Origin of the sequence: Comamonas endophytica (assembly GCF_023634805.2) — a bacterium.
Taxonomy (GTDB): Bacteria; Pseudomonadota; Gammaproteobacteria; order Burkholderiales; family Burkholderiaceae_C; genus Comamonas; species Comamonas endophytica.
Map to the genome: position 1 here is coordinate 271,200 of NZ_CP106882.1, position 18,091 is coordinate 289,290.

General features: G+C 65.3%; 17 protein-coding genes. 7 read left to right on the forward strand and 10 right to left on the reverse strand.

Going from position 1 to position 18,091, the window contains the following annotated elements:
- Window positions 1–2 precede the first annotated feature (2 nt).
- Genes M9799_RS18220 through M9799_RS18235 form a run of 4 tightly spaced genes read left to right on the forward strand, consistent with a single transcriptional unit; the run spans window position 3 to window position 3,602 of the window.
- Window positions 3–1,229, forward strand: coding sequence for a CaiB/BaiF CoA transferase family protein (locus M9799_RS18220; RefSeq protein WP_231043822.1), 1,227 nt, complete (start codon window positions 3–5; stop codon window positions 1,227–1,229).
- A 14-nt stretch (window positions 1,230–1,243) separates the two neighbouring features.
- Window positions 1,244–1,645 (forward strand): cupin domain-containing protein, encoded by a 402-nt coding sequence (locus M9799_RS18225; RefSeq protein ID WP_231043821.1) that lies wholly within the window; start codon window positions 1,244–1,246, stop codon window positions 1,643–1,645.
- The gene (locus M9799_RS18230; RefSeq protein ID WP_231043820.1) at window positions 1,642–2,805 is read left to right on the forward strand and encodes an acyl-CoA dehydrogenase family protein; all 1,164 of its coding nucleotides are present in this window, start codon (window positions 1,642–1,644) and stop codon (window positions 2,803–2,805) included. The genes M9799_RS18225 and M9799_RS18230 overlap by 4 nt, the downstream gene beginning before the upstream one ends.
- An 8-nt stretch (window positions 2,806–2,813) precedes the next feature.
- Window positions 2,814–3,602: an enoyl-CoA hydratase/isomerase family protein gene (locus tag M9799_RS18235; RefSeq protein WP_231043819.1), complete on the forward strand. Its 789-nt coding sequence runs from the start codon at window positions 2,814–2,816 to the stop codon at window positions 3,600–3,602.
- Window positions 3,603–3,667: 65 nt separating this feature from the next.
- Here the strand turns inward: M9799_RS18235 and M9799_RS18240 are convergent, their stop codons facing one another.
- The 3 genes from M9799_RS18240 to M9799_RS18250 all read right to left on the reverse strand — a co-directional run bounded on the left by M9799_RS18240 (window position 3,668) and on the right by M9799_RS18250 (window position 6,513).
- Window positions 3,668–4,144: a DUF3046 domain-containing protein gene (locus M9799_RS18240; RefSeq protein WP_231043818.1), complete on the reverse strand. Its 477-nt coding sequence runs from the start codon at window positions 4,142–4,144 to the stop codon at window positions 3,668–3,670.
- A gap of 209 nt (window positions 4,145–4,353) precedes the next feature.
- Window positions 4,354–5,598, reverse strand: coding sequence for an SGNH/GDSL hydrolase family protein (locus M9799_RS18245; RefSeq protein WP_231043817.1), 1,245 nt, complete (start codon window positions 5,596–5,598; stop codon window positions 4,354–4,356).
- Window positions 5,599–5,613: 15 nt separating this feature from the next.
- Window positions 5,614–6,513, reverse strand: coding sequence for a LysR family transcriptional regulator (locus M9799_RS18250; protein WP_231043816.1), 900 nt, complete (start codon window positions 6,511–6,513; stop codon window positions 5,614–5,616).
- A 76-nt stretch (window positions 6,514–6,589) separates the two neighbouring features.
- On the opposite strand from M9799_RS18250, the gene M9799_RS18255 reads away from it, so the two are divergent.
- Window positions 6,590–7,585 (forward strand): DMT family transporter, encoded by a 996-nt coding sequence (locus M9799_RS18255; RefSeq protein ID WP_255662644.1) that lies wholly within the window; start codon window positions 6,590–6,592, stop codon window positions 7,583–7,585.
- On the opposite strand, the gene M9799_RS18260 is transcribed toward M9799_RS18255, so the two are convergent.
- The gene (locus M9799_RS18260; protein WP_231043815.1) at window positions 7,582–9,351 is read right to left on the reverse strand and encodes an alpha/beta hydrolase domain-containing protein; all 1,770 of its coding nucleotides are present in this window, start codon (window positions 9,349–9,351) and stop codon (window positions 7,582–7,584) included. The two genes, M9799_RS18255 and M9799_RS18260, sit on opposite strands and share 4 nt — an antisense overlap.
- Window positions 9,352–9,938: 587 nt before the next feature.
- On the opposite strand from M9799_RS18260, the gene M9799_RS18265 reads away from it, so the two are divergent.
- Window positions 9,939–10,433 (forward strand): alanyl-tRNA editing protein, encoded by a 495-nt coding sequence (locus tag M9799_RS18265; protein ID WP_231043814.1) that lies wholly within the window; start codon window positions 9,939–9,941, stop codon window positions 10,431–10,433.
- 391 nt (window positions 10,434–10,824) lie between these two features.
- On the opposite strand, the gene M9799_RS18270 is transcribed toward M9799_RS18265, so the two are convergent.
- The 3 genes from M9799_RS18270 to M9799_RS18280 all read right to left on the reverse strand — a co-directional run bounded on the left by M9799_RS18270 (window position 10,825) and on the right by M9799_RS18280 (window position 14,779).
- Entirely contained in the window at window positions 10,825–11,418 is a 594-nt protein-coding gene (locus M9799_RS18270) for a DUF3299 domain-containing protein (protein ID WP_231043813.1), read from the reverse strand.
- Between the two features lie 22 nt (window positions 11,419–11,440).
- On the reverse strand, window positions 11,441–12,313 hold the full coding sequence (locus M9799_RS18275; protein ID WP_231043812.1) for a tetratricopeptide repeat protein: 873 nt from the start codon (window positions 12,311–12,313) through the stop codon (window positions 11,441–11,443).
- Window positions 12,314–12,412: 99 nt separating this feature from the next.
- Window positions 12,413–14,779 (reverse strand): MBL fold metallo-hydrolase, encoded by a 2,367-nt coding sequence (locus M9799_RS18280; protein WP_231043811.1) that lies wholly within the window; start codon window positions 14,777–14,779, stop codon window positions 12,413–12,415.
- 587 nt (window positions 14,780–15,366) lie between these two features.
- Here M9799_RS18280 and M9799_RS18285 point away from each other — a divergent pair.
- The gene (locus tag M9799_RS18285) at window positions 15,367–15,993 is read left to right on the forward strand and encodes a GNAT family N-acetyltransferase (protein WP_231043810.1); all 627 of its coding nucleotides are present in this window, start codon (window positions 15,367–15,369) and stop codon (window positions 15,991–15,993) included.
- A 19-nt stretch (window positions 15,994–16,012) separates the two neighbouring features.
- Here M9799_RS18285 and M9799_RS18290 read toward each other — a convergent pair whose 3' ends face one another.
- The 3 genes from M9799_RS18290 to M9799_RS18300 all read right to left on the reverse strand — a co-directional run bounded on the left by M9799_RS18290 (window position 16,013) and on the right by M9799_RS18300 (window position 18,059).
- On the reverse strand, window positions 16,013–17,047 hold the full coding sequence (locus tag M9799_RS18290) for a FecR family protein (protein ID WP_231043809.1): 1,035 nt from the start codon (window positions 17,045–17,047) through the stop codon (window positions 16,013–16,015).
- 81 nt (window positions 17,048–17,128) lie between these two features.
- On the reverse strand, window positions 17,129–17,635 hold the full coding sequence (locus M9799_RS18295) for a sigma-70 family RNA polymerase sigma factor (protein WP_231043808.1): 507 nt from the start codon (window positions 17,633–17,635) through the stop codon (window positions 17,129–17,131).
- A gap of 196 nt (window positions 17,636–17,831) precedes the next feature.
- On the reverse strand, window positions 17,832–18,059 hold the full coding sequence (locus M9799_RS18300) for a hypothetical protein (RefSeq protein WP_231043807.1): 228 nt from the start codon (window positions 18,057–18,059) through the stop codon (window positions 17,832–17,834).
- Between the last annotated feature and the right edge of the window lie 32 nt (window positions 18,060–18,091).

Here is an 18,091-nt window from a genome sequence, read left to right on the forward strand (position 1 = left end):
ACATGGCCGCTGCACAGACATCTGCCGCCGGACCGCTGGCCGGCGTCAGGATTCTCGATCTCACCTCGGTGGTGATGGGCCCTTTTGCGACCCAGATCCTGGCGCAGCTCGGCGCCGAGGTCATCAAGGTCGAGACTCCCGAAGGCGACAACATGCGCCATGTGGGGCCGATGAACCACGCCGGCATGGGGCCCATCTTCCTGCATGCCAATGCGGGCAAGAAAAGCATCGTGCTGGACCTCAAGCACCCCGAGGGCCGCGAGGCCGCGCTGAAGCTGGCCGAGCGCTGCGACGTATTCATCAGCAATGTGCGCCCCCAGGCGCTGGCGCGGCTGGGACTGGACTACGAGGCGGTGCGCGCGCGCAATCCGCGCATCATCCATGTGAGCTGCTGCGGGTTCGACCAGGACGGGCCCGATGCCGCCCGGCCCGCCTATGACGACCTGATCCAGGGCGCCACCGGCGTGCCGTGGCTGACGCAGCAATACGGCGCGCCCGAGCCAGCCTATATGCCGACCACGCTGGCCGACCGCGTCACGGGCCTGCACACCGTGTACGCCGTCACTGCGGCGCTGTATGCGCGCAGCCAGTCCGGCACGGGCCAGGCGGTGGTGGTGCCGATGTTCGAGGCCATGGCGCAGTTCATCCTGGGTGACCATATGGCTGGCCTGACCTTCGATCCGCCCATCGGCCAGCCTGGCTATGCCCGGCTGCTGACGCCGCACCGCAAGCCCTATCTGACCAGCGACGGCATGCTGTGCGTGTTGATCTACAACGACAAGCACTGGAAGGGTTTCTTTGCCGCGATTGGCGAGAGCGAAGGCCTGGCGCGCGACCCGCGCTTTGCCACGCACGGCGCGCGCGCGGCGCATATCGACGAGGTGTATGCCGAAGTCGCGCGTCTGATGCGCACGCGCACCACTGCCCAATGGCGCGCGCTGCTCGACAGCGCCGATGTGCCCAACATGCCGATGAACAGTCCGCAGGACCTGCTGGACAACCCGCAGCTGCGCGCCACGGGCTTCGTCAGCGACACGGTGCATCCGACGGAAGGCCCGATCCACGCGCTGGCCCACCCCACCAAATGGTCGGCCACGCCGCCGGCGCGCAGCTTCTCGCCCGCGCCGCAGTTGGGTGAACACACCCGTGAACTGCTGGAAGAAGCCGGCTACACGCCGGAGCTTATCGACAACCTGCTCGCGCAAGGCGCTTGCCGCGCAAGCACCTGAAAGAACCATACCCCATGCACCCCAATTACCTCGTGCGCCTGGCCGATGTACCGGCCTACCAACCCGCCAACCACCACCACACCTACAACCAGCGCCTGATCGGCCCCGAAACCGTGGGCGCGAAGCAGATGGAAGTGCTGCTGGGCACGCTGCACAAAGGCGGCGGCGCCCTGCCCCATGCCCATCCGGGCATCGAGCAGTCGTGCCATCTGCTCGAAGGCACGGCCCATGTCGAGGTGGCAGGCCAGTCCTTCGACATGGTGCCCGGCGACACCTGCTTCTTTCCCGCGGACGAGATGCATGTCTTCACCGTCACCAGCGACACGCCGGTGAAGCTGCTGGTGATCTACAGCCCGCCCTACGGCGAATCGCCGGACAAGGTGATCCGCCCTGCTGCCACGGGAGTTGCCGCATGAATTTCGCACTGACTCCCGAGCAGGAACAGATCAAGGGCGCCATCGAGCGCGTCTGCGCGCCCTTCGATGCCGACTACTGGCTGCGCAAGGACCAGGAAGGCGGTTTCCCCGATGATTTCCACCGCGCGCTGGCCGATTCCGGCTGGCTGGGCATCGCCATGCCCGAAGCCTATGGCGGCGCGGGCCTGGGCATCAGCGAGGCGGCGCTGATGATGCACACGATCTCGGCGACCGGCGCCGGCCTCTCCGGTGCATCCGCGGTCCACATGAACATCTTCGGCCTGCACCCGGTCGTGGTGTTCGGCACTGACGAGCAGAAGCAGCGCTGGCTGCCGCCGCTGATCGCCGGCACCGACCGCGCCTGCTTCGGCGTGACCGAGCCCAACACCGGGCTCAACACGCTCAAGCTCAAGACGCGCGCGGTGCGCGATGGCGACCACTACGTGGTGCACGGCCAGAAGGTCTGGATCAGCACGGCGCAGGTGGCGAACAAGATGCTGCTGCTGGCGCGCACCACGCCCATCGAGGAATGCCAGGGCACGGAAGGCCTGAGCCTGTTCTACACCGACATGGACCGCAGCAAGGTCGAGGTGCACGAGATCGAGAAGCTGGGCCGCAAGTGCGTGGACTCCAACCAGGTGTTCATCGACGGCCTGCGCATTCCCGCCGAGGACCGCGTCGGCGAGGAAGGCAAGGGCTTCAGCTATATCCTGCACGGCCTGAACCCCGAGCGCATCCTGATCGCCAGCGAGGCCGTGGGCCTGGGCCGCGCGGCGCTGCAGCGCGCCGCGGGCTACGCCAACGAGCGCGAGGTGTTCGGCCGTCCCATCGGCCAGAACCAGGGCATCCAGCACCCGCTGGCCAGGTCCTGGATGGAGCTCGAAGCGGCGCACCTGATGGTGCAGAAGGCCGCCTGGCTCTATGACCAGCACCTGCCCTGCGCCGCCGAGGCCAACAGCGCCAAGTACCTGGCGGCCGAGGCCTGCTACCACGCCTGCGAGAACGCCATCTTCACGCACGGCGGCATGGGCTATGCCAAGGAATACCACGTCGAGCGCTACCTGCGCGAATCCTGGATCCCGCGCCTGGCGCCCGTGAGCCCGCAGCTGATCCTGTGCTTCATCGCCGAGAAGGTGCTGGGCCTGCCCAAGTCGTATTGAGCCATGCCATGAACTATCAGAACCTTGAAGTGCAAATCCAGGGCCCGGTCGCCACGCTCTGGCTCAACCGCCCTGCCGTGCGCAATGCGCTCGATGAAGTGCTGCTGGCCGAGATGACCCTGGCCGTGAATGAACTGGAGCGCAACGACGCCGTCCGCGTGCTGGTGCTGGCCGGCCGGGGCAAGGCCTTTTGCGCGGGCGCCGACCTGAACTGGATGAAGCGCATGGCCAGCTACAGCGACGCGCAGAACCAGGCCGACGCGATGGGACTGGCCCAGATGCTGAAAACGCTGCACGGCATCGGCAAGCCGACCATCGCCCGCGTGCATGGCGCGGCCTTTGCCGGCGGCATGGGCCTGGCGGCCGCGTGCGATGTGGTGGTGGCGGAGCCCACGGCAGAGTTCTGCCTTTCCGAGGTGCGCATCGGCCTGATCCCTTCGACCATCTCGCCTTACATCCTCCAGGCCCTGGGCGTGCAGGCCGCCAAGCGCTATATGCTCACGGCAGAACGCCTGAGCGCGCAGGAAGCGCACCGGCTGGGGTTCGTGCAGGCCCTGAGCGAGGAAGGCGCGATCGACGCCACCGTCGCGCGCATCGCGCAGGCCCTGGCCGCCGGCGGCCCCCGGGCGCTGGCGCGGACCAAGGCATTGATCCACAGCGTGGCCCATCGCTCGCTGGACGAGGAGCTGATCACCGAAACCGCCGGCCTGATTGCCCAGGTCAGGGCTAGCGATGAAGGGCGGGAGGGGGTGGCGGCTTTCCTGGAGAAGCGGGCAGCCGGGTGGGTGACGCAATGAGCTGGGGTGCCGGCAGATAGAGACGAGAGAGGTATTGAATATCTGCAGGCTTCATGAAACGAGGGTCACGAACCCTCGACGCCCGCCAGTGCAACAACACGTGCCGCATGTCCCTGCTCGATGGCCTGACGCGGCGTCCGGCCGTCCAGGGCGCCCAGCGGCGTCTCGAGGAAGGTGAGCAGTGCCCAGCCCTCACGGGTGCCCAAGGCCCTGGAAAGCTGGGGCACAGCCTCCCAGACGGCGGGTTCGAACTGCCAGCTGGGCAGCTTGAAACCGCGCCGGGTCTGGGTCAATCCAATGGCCCGCCCTTTGGCGATCCAGGCATTGATGGTCACCCGGGTGGTACCCACCAGGTCGGCGGCCCCATCGGTGCTGAGCATGTCATCGGATTCCAGGCGGGCCATCCGGGCAGCCAGGCTACCGGCCAGCAGGGTCCTGGTCGGGGCGACAGGTACAAAGGAAGACGGATCGGCAACCGCATCGGGATCGCAGGGCGAACGCTGGGGCCCGGTCACGGTCGATGTTGGGGAAAGTGTTTTCATAAGATCTTCATCAAGAGCGCTTCCAAGCGCAAAGCTGCCTGTATCGGTGACCACAACGCCACAAGCCGTTTGTACTGATCCTGAGTTTGCCTGGGCGGCCCCACCGAAGGATGAACGTCCCGGTTCAAGTTCTGGAGGCAGGCGACAGGGCCGCTGCGCAAGCTCATCACATGCCCTCACCTGCGTTCGATGCACCGATCCGGCACTGCCTAAAGCCAGTGGTGCTGCCGCATTCTCTCGCTCACATGGTTGGCCAGCACGCCATAGAAAAACGGTGTCGGATGTTCGCCGTCGGCACAGGCATGGCGGCTGACATCGCCCGCCTTCAGGCTCGAGGCACTGCTGCCCAGCGAGCTGCGCAAGGGGTTCTTCTGCGAAAACAGGTCGCAAGCCGTATCGGGGATGTTGGTCGGCCCATAGGCCGCGGGGTTGGCCGCGGCAGCCTGCGTCAAGGCATAGGCATCCACCAGCAGCACCCGGGCGTCCTGCGCCAGCGCGTTGCGCAATCGCGCGTTGAAGGTCTGGCATATGTGGGCGATCAAGGCCTGGATCTTGGGCCCCATCGCGCGGCCCGCGGGCGTCAGGGCTGCATCCGGCAGATTGTTGACGACCACGTATTCGGCGCCGTCGGAGAGAATCTGCTCTTTCACCGATACGGCCAGTTCGGCACCTGCAGTGCCCATTGCGGCCACGAGCGCCTGCATGGCGTCTCTCAGGCACTGGTTGCCCGCCAGCTCTGCGTCGCTTTTTGCCTTTGCCACCATGGGCACGTGCAGCGTTGGATTGGCGCCCACCGCATTGCCGGGCAGGCCAGTGGCGGAGGCAATGGTGGCCCGACCCACGTTTTCCTCGGTGCTGCCCGGCACAGCGCGGGCGCGTGCCATGGCTTCGCGGATCGCCAAAGCCGCCACGGCGGGATCGAAGGCATTGCAGGCCAGCGCCGCGTCGCCATCCAGGCCGCTCTGGGCAGCGCACGGTGCCTGCAGCTCCACCAACCTGGCCAGCTGTCCCACCCAGTTCTGTCCGCTCAGCGCCGGATTGACGGCGCTGTGGTCGCCATCGATGGTGAATTTGCCGCCACCCAGGGCTTTGACGGGCCCGACCGCATAGGTGTCCACATCCGAAAGGCTGTCGCCAGACACGATCTGGGTGGCAAAGCGCGGTTCGTCGCGCGGGATGACGGCGGGCTCCACCGGACCGGGGTGCAGGGCCACGGTTGCACCGCCATCGGCTGTGGAAGATGCGGTCAGCGGAGTGTCCAGGCAAGCATCGCGCATGATGACTCCTTCTCCAATCGGAAGCACACCGACCACACGACCGACAGTGGCCAACGACAATTGATCAATGAAGCCGGGGACTTGGGCCCCGAAACCGGAACTTCGGACGTGAAAGCAGTTTAAACAGAAGTTACCAAATGATACAAATGATTTTTGGCTCTGTGGTTTGTTTTCCAAGCGGGATGCCGCGGTTCATTGTCGCCCGGGAGACGGTGCCAGGGCAGCCTCTCCAATCCTCAGCGTGTTGACCAGCAGCGCGTGCAGGCTGTCCACGGCCTTCGATCCGCGCGAGGCACGGCTTCGGTAGACAGCCACCTCCATCGGCTCCAGCGGACCCAGCCCATGCTGGCTGCCCAGCACCTGCAGATGCGGTGGCGCGCTGCATTGCGTGAGCACCGCCACCGCCAGCCCGCTTTCCACCGCGGCGATCTGCCCTGCCAGGCTGGAGCTGTTGTAGACCACGCGGTGGTTGCGCCCCTGCAGTGCCAGCGCCTTCAGGACGCTGCGGCGCGCCAGGCTGGCTTCCTCGTAGACGGCAATCGGCAGGGGGTCGCGGCGCCACAGCTCGAACTGCTCGGAACCCACCCACACCATGGGCTCGTGGAACAGCAAGGTGCCGCGGCGTGCGTTGTCGCGTGAAATCAGCGCCAGGTCCAGCTCGCCCGCGGCCACGCGTGGAATCAAAGCGGTGGACTGCTCGCAGCTGAGCACGATGTCGACTCCCGCATGGCGGGGCGCAAAGCGCCTGAGCACCGGCGTGAGGTATTTGGCGGCATAGTCGTCGGGCACGCCCAGGCGCACCGATCCCGTGAGCTCCTCGTCCTTCAGGGCGGCCTGCGCTTGCGCCTGCAGGTCGAGCATGCGGCGCGCGTAGCCCAGCAGCTTGTGCCCTTCGGGCGTGAGCTCCAGACTGCGGCTGTCGCGCTCGAGCAGCCGGTGGCCCGCAGCGTCCTCGAGCTTCCTGAGCTGCATGCTCACTGCCGATTGCGAGCGATGGATTTCTCCCGCCGCGCTGGACAGCGAACCCGCATCCACCACGGCAACAAAGCATTTGAGCCAGTCGAGCTGGAAATCGCGCTGCGTGACGTTCATACGGTTTCGATAATCAGATGGTTGCCAGCAAAATTATGCGCTTTTCGATTCCTTGTCCGCGCTGCAGACTGCGGGCATGAGCACAGATCGACTTGACGCGGGCACCGATGTAACGGCCCGCAGGCAACAAAATGCAAGGGCACGCCCTGGCAGCCTCGCGGGGGTGCTGCCGTTTCTTGCCGGCAACGCGCTGCTGGGAACGATTGGCGTGTTCGTCCACATGGCCCAGACGAGCGCACTCACGGCCACTTGGTTCCGCTGTGCGTTCGGGCTGCTGGGGCTCACAGTCTGGTTCACGTGGCGCAGGCAGCTCGGAGCCCTGCGCCCCACCCGCTCCACCGCGCCATGGCTGCTTCTTGCTGCGGCCCTGATGGTGATCGGCTGGGGGCTGTTCTTCAGCGCCATCGAGCGCACCTCCGCCGGAGTGGCCGTGGTGCTCTACCACACGCAGCCCATGTGGGTAATGCTGCTGGGCGCGCTGTGGCTGCACGAGCGCCCGGGAAAGCGCAGCCTGGCGGCGGTGTCCGCGGCCATGGCCGGGCTGTTTCTTGCGACCGGGGTACTGGAGCAGTTCTCCGCCGCCGAAGCGCGCGAGAGCCACACGCGCTACTGGGCTGGAGTGGCGTTCTGCCTGCTGGGAGCATTCCTTACCGCCTGCGTGACGGTCACTGCGCGCCGGCTGCGCGAGCTCCCCGCGGGAGTTCTGGCGTGGTGGCAGTGCGCCGTCGGCGCGGCGGTTCTATGGGTATGGCCGATGCAGCACGGCTGGCCAGCGTTGGGAACTTCCTGGCTCTGGCTTGCAGGCCTCGGGCTGATCCACACCGGCCTGGCCTATACCTGGATCTATGCGGGAATGGCCCGGCTCGGCACCGGCCGCATCGCGGTGCTGCAGTTTGCCTATCCCGCCGTGGCGATCCTCATCGACTGGCAGTTTTTCGATCGCCGCCTGAGCGGTCTGCAGATGGCCGGGATCGCGCTGATGGGGCTGGCGATCTGGTATGCGCAGCGCGAGGCGCGCGCGCGGGCCGGGAGGTGCGGCGAAGCTGCGTGCCGCACCTCCGCTTCCGCTTAAGGAACCTGCCTCAGTGCCTGGACGATGGTATTGGCCTGGCTGGTGAGCACTTGCGCCGCGGTGGTGGTGAGCCGCTCTTCATCCACGGCCTTCTGGGCCAGCGCCGTGAAGCGCTCCAGCGATGCGATGGCGAAGTTGCGGTCATAGGCGGCAGCAGCGCCGGTTTCCGTCTCGCTGGCGGCGACCCAGCGGTGGGCATCGTCCACCGCCTGCATCAGGTCCTCACCGCGCACGACGCTGTAATAGGCCAGGTTGTCGCGCAGCAGGCCGGTGGTCGAGTAATCGGCGCGGAAGTGGCCGGCGCTCAGGCACAGCGCGCCGCATTTCAGGTTCCGGCCATACAGCGCAGCCTGCGCGTCGGCCACCGTCCTGGCGGCATCCTCGGGGAGAACGAAGCCGGCGGCAATCGACGATTGAACGGCGGTGTTGACCTTCGACACGTAATCCGCGTGCGTCGGATAGAGCGCAGCGATCTGCTCGTCGCTGAAGGGTACCCATGCACCGATATTGCCGCACTGGATGCCGTCGGCGCGCGCCACGGGCACCTCCATCGCTGCCAGGCGGATGCCGCCAAGCGCATTGCCGTAGACGTCGCGCGCCACCGACTCGGGTGCCGTGCCTGCGAGCGTCAACGCCGGGGCGCTGGGCGGCTGTGCGCCGGTCTCGATCTGCCGATTCAGATGATGGACCGCGGCGCTGACCACATGGCTCAGCGGCGTGCGGGTGCGCGTTGCCACCGTGCCGTTCAGGCAGTTGTCATTGCCGGTCTTTGCCGGGCCCAGGTCGCGCAGGCGCACCGCCGTCCGGCCGATGCGCTGGATCGCGTCGCCGTGCGCGCTGCCTGCGATCCACCATGTGCGCCGGGTGGGCGTATCCGGCTGCGTGCGCACCAGGTTGGCGGCATTTGCCTCGGACTCGCTGAGCACCTTGATCATGGGCGTGGGCAGGTCATCGCGCACGACCGGATTGGATACCTGGATCAGCATGGCGTCGACGATCGGCGCGCGCAGGTGAACGTAGTTGGCGTAGGTGCCCATCCGGCTGCCGGACTGCGACATGCCGGCGGCGATGACGCGCTTGACCTCGAGGCCGCCCATCACGCCAGGGAGGGTGCGGGCCGCTTTCACGGCCTGGGAGTAGATGTCGAACGACAGCGCATCCTGCGCCACCGCTGCGCCGTTGGTCACGTCCAGGGATCCATAGCGTTCGGGGCTGAACTGCTTGAGTCCCAGCGTTGGGTTGGAGATGGCGTTGTTCTGCGCGGACACGCCCACATACGCATAACCGGCACGAAGCAGGTAGTCCTTGGCCTGCACCCAGAAATACTCGCCATCGAATCCATCCGTGACATTCAGCCATTCCACCACGACGGTGCCGTTGAATTTCGCTGCATCCACCGGCCGCCGCACGACGAAGCGCGTCTTGTAGGGGATATCGGAGGCGATGACCTCGGCATTCTGGACGGGTTCGGTGGTACCGGCGTTGGTGATCACCGGGGTGCTGCTGGGTGTGCCGTAGGCCTTCGCGCGGCCCTCGAGGTAGAACTCCTCTTCCTTGTACCCCAGGCTTCCGAGCGCGATATCGGTGGCAAAGAAGGTGTAGTTCCTGCTGGCGCTGGAGAAACTCTCGCTGGGCAGCGGCGCGGACACCTTGGGCGTCTCGATCAGCGGATAGGCATCTGCCACCGGCCCCGGCACCGGGGTTGGCGCGGGTGCCGGAGCTGGCGCCGAGCCGTCCCCATCGCCCCCGCATGCAGATAATCCCATGATGACCGCGACGAGGAGAGTTGCGTGCTTCCACTGCCTTGAAATCGGTTTCATATATTTCCTCTGGAATATGACATTGATATCGAAACAGTCAGGGTAGCGCTATCCCGGAAATTGGGAGAATTTCAAGGACGCACTTATCCGCGACCATCACGCGCATTGCGGGCTGGCCCGATATATTCTTCGAACCGCAGTTACCGGCCGGAGCATTTAAATGGATAGCGCTATCCCAACCGATATGCGCATCCTAATTTCCATATCACGAATCAGTTATAGGGTATACCTTGATCGAGCCATTGCCCTGAACTCTCGCATCGATGCCAGCAGCGGCTGGCAGAACCGGAATCTGCAGTTTTTCGCCTGCCGACAGAGGTAGCAAACAGTAATCTGCCTATGGGAAGCAACGGGCCGCCGCAATGGAGCTGTGACAATTCGATGCAATTTGCCCATCGAAACGCATATGTCTTGCAATGAAACAAGCGATATCAGCGCATGCTTTCTTCGCAGCACTTTGGAAAATAAAAGCCGTCCTGGTGGAAAAATCCCTGCGCACAGCGCTTGAACACCAACCAATCTCGCATTGAAAAATGATTTTTTCAGGAAATACCCAGCGTCTGTATTATCAAGACTTCTTCTTGTGCGAAGCTTTGACACGCATAGTTCGCGTCGAAGAAGACAGTATCGAACTCGATTCGACCGTTGCCTATCCAGAGGGCAGCGGGCAGGAGTGCGACCAAGGTGCGATATGCCTGGAGAACGGCACACTCCTGCGATTCATCGGAGTCAAAAAGATTTACACGCGCTTGGCCGGATTGAAGGAGTTCCCCGGGCTACAGGTCGACGGCGTGATTCAGCACTTGGTTGCCGAGGGGGACCGGCCGCTGCTTGGCGGGCTCGAGCCGGGCATGCCGGCCACCATGCGCATCGACGTGGAGCGCCGCGCCCGCCTGGCGCTGAGCCACACGGCGTCTCATCTGTTGTACCTCGGCATCGGGAAGATCAGGCCGGATGCGATCGAGTCGACCATCGGCTGCCATATCAAGACCGACGGTGCACGCTTTGATTTCTCGGTGCAGGAATGATTCAGCGCCGAGGACTTGCGCGGCATCGAGCAGGTCGCCAACGGCTATGTCCACAGAAATGCATCCATAACCGTCAGTGCCCACCTCGAGGTACCCGAGGCCCGGCTCTGGCACTGCGAGGACATGGCCATTCCATGCGGAGGAATCCATATCCCCCAAGCAGCCCCGATAGGCCCACTTCAGATTCGCCGGCGTGGATTGGGTGCGGGCAAGGAACGCATTGCTTGTGCCTTCCCTCTGGCAAAGCTTGATCTGGATCGATACCACGCCTGAGAAGCACAAGAAGCACACCGGAAAAACAATTCTTCGAAGAATATGAACGCTCGGCCGGGCTGGGCAGGAAGCGCGCCGCCGTGCAAGGCACTTGCCGAAGCGCCGCGCCAATAGCCCGTTACTGCCTTTTCTCCGTATAAAGCTCCAGCCCCGTCCCCTGCATCCGATACGCGCTCTGCCCCATCTCCGTCTTTTCCCGCCCGGTGCGCAGCACGCCGGTGAGCCAGACCGCGTCCATCGACTTGGCCAGGCGCGTGGGCTTGTCGAGCACCACGTGGATGATCTGGTTGGCGGGCGGCGGGGGAGTGTGGATACAGGCGCCGAAGTACGGCACCAGCAGGAACTCGCGCAGGCCGTTGCGGCCCTCCTCCAGGGGTACCACATAGCCGGGCAGGCGCACGTTGCGCCCGTCCATGGCGGGGTTGACCGGGGCTTCGTCCCAGAGCTTGCGCATGCGTGCCAGCAGCTGCTGCGCGCGCGGGTCGGAGTCCGAGAGCTGGTTGGGGTTGAGGCCCTCGAAACCGGCCGCGGGGTCCCAGCCTGCAGGCACCAGTGCATCCCAGGAAATGGTGGCTGGCGCGGCGCTGCCGGCGCCGGCCGGGGCGGGTTTGGGTGACGCCAGCGCCGGCGCGCCGGGCAGCAGGCCCGCGCAGCTGGCGGCCAGCCAGCGGCAGGCCTGGCGTCGATGGGGGGAGCGGGGAGCAGAGGTCATGCAGTCTTCCGGGGGAACGGCTTCAGCGGCCCAGCGGCGAGGCCGCCATGCGTGGGCCGGAAAAGCTGCGCATCTCGTGTTCGTGGTCGTCGTGCGGGGCCACGCCCTCGCGTGAGCGCTTCAGCCAGACCTGCGCCAGGGTGTCATCCTGCGGCACGCCGTGGCCGCGCGCGTAGTTCTGCCCGAGGGTTTTCTGTGCCATGGGGTTGCCGGCCAGCGCGGATTCCTGCAGCCAGCGCGTCGCTTCGGCGAGATCGCGGCGCACGCCGCTGCCGGCCTCGTACAGGCGATAGAGCTCGTATTGGCTCTTCGAAGCGCAGGGCTCGGCGCTGCCCGCCGTCTTGACGTACCAGGTGTGCGCCCGCTTGGGATCCTTGGGCGCCCCGCCCGTGCCGTCGCGGTAGAAGTCGGCCAGCATGCATTGGGCGGTGACCGAGCCGCCCGAAGCGGCCTTGCCGAACCAGCGAAAGGCCTGCGCGGCATCGCGCGGCGCCGCCGTGGTGCCGTTGAGGTAGGCGAATGCCAGCTCGAGCTGCGCCGGCGTGTGGCCCTTTTCCGCCGACCGTTGCAGCAGCTCCAGCGCGCGCGGCAGGTCCGTTGGGCCTCCGGTCTGGCCGCGGTGGTGGCGGCTCAGCGCATGCAGCGCCGGGCCATGGCCGCTGGCGGCAGCCTGTTCGTAGAGCTGCAGGCTCTTGCTGCGGTCCAGCGCCACGCCCGTGCCCAGGCTGTAGAGGTTGGCGAGTTCGTAGCGCGCCGCGGCGGAGCCCTGCTGCGCCTCGCGCTGCAATTGCGCGAGACTGGCCGGGCCCGCCAGGGCGCTGCTGCAAGCCAGTGCCAGCAACAGCGCCGGCATGCGGTGGCGCAGCCCGCTTCGGGGGGGCAGAGGTGGGGCCATGGTCATCATACGTGCGAGAAAAAAAGACCCCCGCGGCCGGCATTGCGCGGCCGCGGAGACAGATGGCGCACAGGGCAAGCCCTGGCGACCATTTTTGCATCAACGGAAGGTCTGCGCTGGATCGGCCGGCACCACGATCTCGCTGGCCGGTGTCAGCGAAATCGTCACCGTATTGCCGCTCGTGATGCGCGCCAGGATCCGCTGCGCCTCTTCCAGCGTGGCCACGCGCTGCGTGCGCAGCACTTCGGGCGGATGGAAGCTGCCCTTGGCGGCATGCACCGATTCCACCGGACCACCGTTGTAGGTCACGTCGCGGCCCAGTCCCGGGCTGCGCTGCGTGTAGCCCTGGGGGATGAACCCCTTGTAGCCCGGATCCTGCACATCGAGGGTGACCTGCACGAAGTAGCCCGTGGGGTCGTTGGTGTACTGATCGGTGGAGGTGACGATACCGTTGGCCAGCAGCGGCAGCGCCGGGTTCTTGTTCTGCGCGCCGACGAAGCCCTGGATGATCTTGCCGCCGTCAAGCAGCTTGGCCGACACATTGGTCAGGCCGTTCTCGCGTCCCGGCTTGAACGGGCCCGAGGTCTCGATGCTCTTGTACGTGGAGTTGGCAGCGTCGCTGGCTTTGTAGGAAGCCACCGAGCGGCGCTTTTCCAGCTGGTTCGAGAACTCGCCGGTGATCTTCTGGCCGTTGACCACGGGCGAGTCATACACCTTGCGGTTCATGGCGTCGAACATGGTGAGCTGCCTGGAGACGTTGGCCGGATCGCGGTTGTAGGCCTTGAGCGCCTGGAACACCTCGACGATGGGGAACTGGTTCGTGTGCTGGGGCGACACGAAGTCCACGTCGAGATTGTTCTGCAGGTAGCTGAAGCCATGCTGGAAGGACAGGCGCAGCCAGCCATTGGCCGGCGTCGGGCTGGTGAGGCCATTGAAACCATAGCCGCCGTGGTAGCCGAAGGTGTAGAACTGGTTGTCGTTCGGGTTCTTGACCTTGAACAGCATGTTGGTCGTGCCGGGGGTGTGGCCGGGCGACCAGATCACCTTGATCTGCACGTTGCCGTAGTCATACCACTTGTCGTACTCGTAGAAGTTGTTGGTGCGCGCGCGGATCACGGTTTCCGAGGCGGGCAGCGCGCCGGCAATGTTCCAGGTGTTGCCCTGCAGGTCGCTCTTGACGCCCTCGACGTCCTCGCGCGAGGCCCAAAGGTTCATGGGCTTGCCAGCGTTGTCCATCATCTTGAGCTGCTCGACTACCGTGCCGTAGTGGTCGCCGTGCCCGTGCGTCAGCCAGACGTCGGTGACCGAGCGCGGGTCCACGCCCATCAGCTCCATGTTCTTCCAGTACTGGTAGCCGCTGTTGGGCCAGCCCGCGTCGATCTTGATGACCTTGTCGTCCGAAGGATCGCCCGGCGTGCCCATGTCGGCCTTGAGAATGTACGAGGCCACTTCGTTGTCGCCCACGTAGTACATGGTGTTCTTCACCATCTCGAAGGGCTCGGTGCTGCGCGTGTAGGGCGCATTGGTCACGCCCGTGGCGTTGATGCTCATGTACGGTTGGCCGGACACCGGGTCGTTGCCCTTGCCGTCGAGCATCGGGCTTTGCGAAGGCACTTCCCAGACCGGCTTGCCGTCCGAAGTCGACTGGGGTGTGAAATACCAGATGGCCTTGACCTTGGCGTTGTCCGCATTCTCGAAGTTGTCGTCGAACAGCACGTAGACCGCCTGGCGCGAGGTCGTGGCGTAGTCGTAGTTGGCCGTCACGGGAAGGTTGGCCAGCGTCGAGACCCGGCTCTTGCTGTAGTCGGAGGTGTCCACGTTGTAGATTTTCGCGTCTGCCGCCAGCGTGTAGGTTTCCTCGTAGCGGCGGATGGGCTGCTCGTAGGCGCGGCCGGCCTGGTCGGCCGTGACGTTGCTGCCGTCGCCGACGGTGATGGTGCTGCCGGTCTTGTTGTAGACCCAGCCCGCCGCGACCATGCGGCCCGGCGTGCCGTCATGGCGCGTCACGGCCGCGCCATATTTCTTCAGGTTGAACTGGGCGTTGGCCGATTTTCCCTTTTGCAGGATCACATTGAAGGTCTCGGCAGCTTTGGGCGCCAGTGCCACCCGCGAGCCCTCGCCCGGGATCCAGTCGATCAGGTTGCCTTCGACCAGATTCGCCTGTAGTTCGGCGGCCACCGCGGAGGAGATTGACGGCGTGGTCAGGAACTCGACGCCCTTGGCCGACAGCACCGGCACGGTGAGGATCTGGCCGCCCGCCGCATCGGAAGTGACGCTTGCGGCGCCATAGACCAGCCCCGCATCGCGGAAATTCTTCACGACCGGCACCGTGGGCTCGGGTACGGGCGCGGGGCCCGGAGCAGGCCCCGCATTGTTGTCGTTGCCATCGCTGCCGCCGCAGGCGACCAGCGCTGCCGTTGCCAGCGCCACCGGCAGCATCTGCCATTTGAACCGAACCGTTTTCATGTCGTCTCCTTGTTGTAGCGTGGAATACGCTGGGGCTTCACGGCGTGCACCCGCTGCGCGGCTGCAGTACGGGATCTCTCGCGACCGACTTCCCCCACGATAGGGCAAGCAAGTGCTTGCAAGATAACGTTAACATTCATGATTGACGCAATTGTTAACGTTATCTAGCAGGAACTTACTGGTGCAAACCCGCAGATCTCGAACCGAGAGGGCGTACTTCCAAATGGGCTACGACCATCTCCGCGGGACACACTTACGGGCTCGATGAAAGTTTTCATTGCCCAAAGCCTTGCCAAGCCAGACATCGCGCAAGCCATTCGCGTGTCGAAACGGTCAACGGCATCAACCACCATCGACATATCGATAGATATAGACTATCATTTGGCCAATTTGATAGAAACCTCTGGCAAGCAAGCGGAAGGTGCCCGTTCATCCCCGTACTTGCTCCCTGAAAAACTGCAATGGCCTCTGGATCCATCCGTTTCTATTGATCGCCAGCGTCGTTTTGCCTCCGCTGGCTGTGGCCCGGTCTTCCCGACTGCTGCGCTCCCCCATCCATCGGCCGCCGTGCATGGCGGCCTTGCCCGATGGGGCAAGCAAGGCAACAAGGGTTCAGACTGGAATCACTGGTACGCAGGCAAAAAACCAAGCTTGACCAAGGAGCCAGCATGCTCTGGGTGCGACCTGCCAATACGTTCGATGCGCCCGTGCTGGGAAATCTGCATGTGGCCAGCTGGCGCAGCGCCTACCGCAATGTCCTGAGCGATGCCTTCCTGGCGGACGACGTTGCCGCCGACCGGCAGGCACTGTGGACGCGCCGCCTTGCCCGGCCCGCGGCCAACGAGCATGTCTTCATTGCCGGAATCGGCTGCGCAGCGCTCGGCTTTGCCTCCATATTTGGCAATGAAGACCCAAAGTGGGGCTCGTTTCTCAACAACCTGCATGTGCGCGATTCCCATCAGCGGCGCGGCATCGGTACCCGGTTGATCCATGCCTGTGCCCGCGTGTGCGCGGAAAGCTACAGCCATGCGGGCCTCTATCTATGGGTGACACAGGTCAACGTGAAGGCGCAGCGCTTCTATCTGCGCCATGGTGCGCAAAACCGCGGCGAGAGCACATGGCAATCGCCCGAGGGAAGGGAGGTGGCTCTGTACCGCTTCGCATGGCCGGATGTGGAGCAGCTGCGCCGGGTGTCGGCGCGCCCGGATGGTTGACCCGCCAAACAGGGCGTGTTCAAGGACGCGCAACGATCTCCGTCTGGCCCCCATGTTCCTGCAGTCGCACCGGCAGCACCTGGGGAAGCGAGCGCCTGAAGTTCTCGAGGTGGCGTGGATCGAAGGTGCCCGATACGCGCAGCGCGGCCACGGCCGGATCGTGCACCACCATGCGCGTCGGCCCATAGCGCTCGAACTCCGCCAGCGCCCGGGACAGCGGCAGGTTGTCCAGCGTGATGCGCCCGTCGCGCCAGGGTGCGATGCCCGAGGCCGCCACGGCGCCCACCGTGCCCGCCGCTCCGCCCACGAACTGCTGGCCCGCGGTCAGCAGCACGGCCGCAGCTGCGTCTGGATCGGAGGCTGCGGCCACCCGGACCCGGCCCTCCTCCACCGCCACGCTGACCGGGCTGCCCACGGTATTGCGCACCGAAAAGCGCGTGCCCACGACCGTGACCCGGGTATCGCCCGCCAGCACGTCGAACGGCCGCGTGCCGTCGCCCTGCACGGCAAACGCCACCTGGCCCTCGGGCAGCCGCACTTCCCGGCGCTGTCGATACAGCAGCACTTCGACACGCGTGGCGGTATCGAGGCGCAGCTGGCTGCCGTCGGGCAATTGCACGTTCAGCTGCTGTCCGCGCAGCGTCTCGAAATTCTGCGCAAATACCGGTTGCCGCTGCCAATGGTCCCAGGCCATGTAGCTGCCGCCGCCGGTCAGCGCCAGCACCAGTGCCGCCAGCGCGGCTTGTGGCGCCAGCGCCGGTAAGCCCGGCCGCCAGCGGCGCCGGCCCTGCGAAGTACCGGCGGCTGCAGCCTTGTCGGCCTGGAGCTGGCGGCGCAGCTGCTCTACCCCCGAAGCGGGCAGCGCATCGAGCTGGCGCCAGTCGGCCTGCCAGCGCGCGAATGCATCCGCGCGCGCGCGGTCCCCCGCCAGCCACTGCTGCAGGGCCGCATCCGCGCCGGCCGCGTGCGGCGCGCCGCTGAAGCGCACGAACCAGTCCAGCGCCTCGGTATCGAGGTCGCTGCGGGAGGAAGTGGCGTGGGATGGATCAGTCATTCGAATGCGCAAGGCTACATCGAAGTAGACGCATGGAACGCAAGAAACCCAACCCCGTCGGGAAATGAAGTGGGCCGCGGCTCATTGTTTCGGCTCCATGCCCTGCATCTTTTCCTGGCAGGCGCGGCAGGCCTGCATGCCCAGCTTGAGATGGCGCTCGACCATGGTCACGGAAATGCCCATGCGCCGCGCGACTTCGGCTTGCGACAGTCCATCGAACTTGTGCAGTATGAAGGCTTCGCGGCAGCGCGGCGGCAAGGCGGCAATGGCCGTGAGCAGCGCCTGCACCGATTGGGCCGACATCGCGGCCGCCTCGGGTTCGCTGGCCTCGGGCCCCACCGCCTCGTCGGCATCCGCGCTCTCCTGCACTGCATGGATGCCGCGCACCTCGTTGCGCCGGTGCTGGTCGATCACCAGGTTGCGGGCGGTGCGATAGAGCAGCGCCCGCGGCTCGGCAATGGTCTCGCCCGACCGCTGCGCAGCCAGCACCCGCGCATAGCTTTCCTGCGCCAGCTCGGCTGCGGTCTCGCGGTCTTTGACGGCGCCTTGCAGGAACCTCAGCAATTCTCGGTAATAACGTGCGACCACGGGGCAGGAAAGGGATCGGGAATCAGGGTCCGCGCCGCAAGGGCGGTGCAGCAAGGAACCGAGTATATGCCGTAAATGATTTTCACTATCATTTACCTTCGGTGCGGTGTTTCACATGGACCAAGCGCTTGCGCTGGTCGCCCTGCCTCCTGCGGGCTCCTGGCCTGCCCTGCTCAGACGCCGCTTCCGGCACCGCTCATCGCACCCGCTCGAGCCTGTAGCCCTCGCCCTTCATGCACAGGTCCAACAGGCCGGACTGCTCGACCAGTGGAATTTTCTGCAACTGGATCTGGTAGTTGCATTTGGCCTTGGCAGCTTCCATGTCGCGGGCCGAGGCCCCGTCCTTTACATACACGTGCCTTGGCAGAGAGGAACAGGCTGCAAGCAATGCAGCGGCTCCCAGCACAACCAGTGAAATCTTCATGGCTTCAGTCCCTATTCGAGCACCCGCGAAGT